A 1,464-nucleotide genomic window follows, 5' to 3' on the forward strand; every position below is an offset into this window, starting at 1 on the left:
TTTTTATGGCCTCTGCCCACCGCTACCCCAGGTGGCTGGGGCCCTGCGCTGCCGCCCCACCCACGGCGTCGGCACGCCAGACCGGCGCACCCTAGCCGCCACGACCCGAGCGCACATAACGCGCTGACACCTTTCCCCCGTTGAACTGCCTCTTCGGAACAGCCCTGGCTGCGCCGTGGGCCGGTTCGCCCTTCGCTTGCCCCCTACCCATCGAAAGACACCATGAAACCTCGCACATCCCCCACGCCCCACCCCTCCCACCCTGGGGCCCGTCAGCCCTGGGCGCGCAGCCTGGGCACCGCAGCAGTCCTGTCTGCCGCCACGCTCGCCGCGCAGGCCCAACCCGCATCAGGCCCCGGCCTGCAGCTGTATGGTCTGGTCGATGCCGTTGTGGGCCGCTTTGCGGGTCCCGCTGCCGGCATCAATGCGCAGGACCGCGCCGTGACCAAGCTCGACGGTGGCGGCATGTCCACCAGCCACTGGGGCGTGCGCGGCACCGAAGACCTGGGCGGCGGGCTGTCGGCACAGTTTGAGCTATCGTCCTTTGTGCGCAACGACTCGGGCGCCACCGGCCGCAGCGACGCCTTGCCTGCGCCCGTGAACGTGGCGGCCGACCCCGTGTTCTCGCGCGCCGCCTGGGTGGGCGTGTCGCACCGCGACTGGGGCCGGGTGCGGCTGGGCAATGTCACGTCGTTGCTGTTCCTGAGCTCCATCACCTCCAACGCGTTCGGCGACTCCACCGTGCTCGGGCCGCTGAACCTGGTCACCTTCATCGGCAGCCCGCTCACAGGTGGCACGGCATGGGCCAACTCGGTGGTGTATGACAGCCCCAACGTCGCGGGCTTCAATGCCTCGGTGGCGCACGCCATCTCCGAAGGCCAAGGCGGCGGCAACAGCGCTGCGCGCCTGGCCTACGCCAAGGGCCCCTGGGCCGCATCGCTGGCGTGGCAGAGCGTGAAGAAGAACCCCGGCACTTTTGCCGACGGCACCTCACCCAACGACACACGCGCCTGGCAGCTGGCCGCGTCGTACGACTTCGAGGTGGTCAAGCTGTTTGCCCACCTGGGCCGCATCGACAACCGGGGCACGGCCGCTGCACCGCTCAACGTGGCATACCGCGTGTGGGATGTGAGCGCTGCCGTGCCCGTGGGCGCGGGCCGCGTGCTGGCGGGCTACGCGGTGCGCCGCACCAGCGACACCGTGGGCCCCGTGCCCGCCACGGTGGCGGGCGGCAATGTGGAGCGCAAGGTGTTCACCCTGGGGTATGACTACTTCCTGTCCAAGCGCACGGACCTGTATGCCATGGTGATGCGCGACAGCACCCAGACCCGCACGCTGCCTGCACCGCCCTCGGTGATCAGCGCACAGGGCACCAGCTTTGCAGTGGGGGTGCGCCACCGGTTCTGAGCGCACTTCACAACGGTTGTCTCCAAGTTTCAGGGCGCCTTCGGGTGCCCTTTTTTT

1 protein-coding gene is annotated in these 1,464 nt (G+C 69.3%); it reads left to right on the plus strand.

The window, feature by feature from the left end:
• Positions 1-222: 222 nt before the first annotated feature.
• On the plus strand, positions 223-1,407 hold the full coding sequence (locus AC07OD_RS28070) for a porin (RefSeq protein WP_218340407.1): 1,185 nt from the start codon (positions 223-225) through the stop codon (positions 1,405-1,407).
• Positions 1,408-1,464 lie beyond the last annotated feature (57 nt).

It is taken from the genome of Acidovorax sp. GW821-FHT10E03, assembly GCF_059415205.1.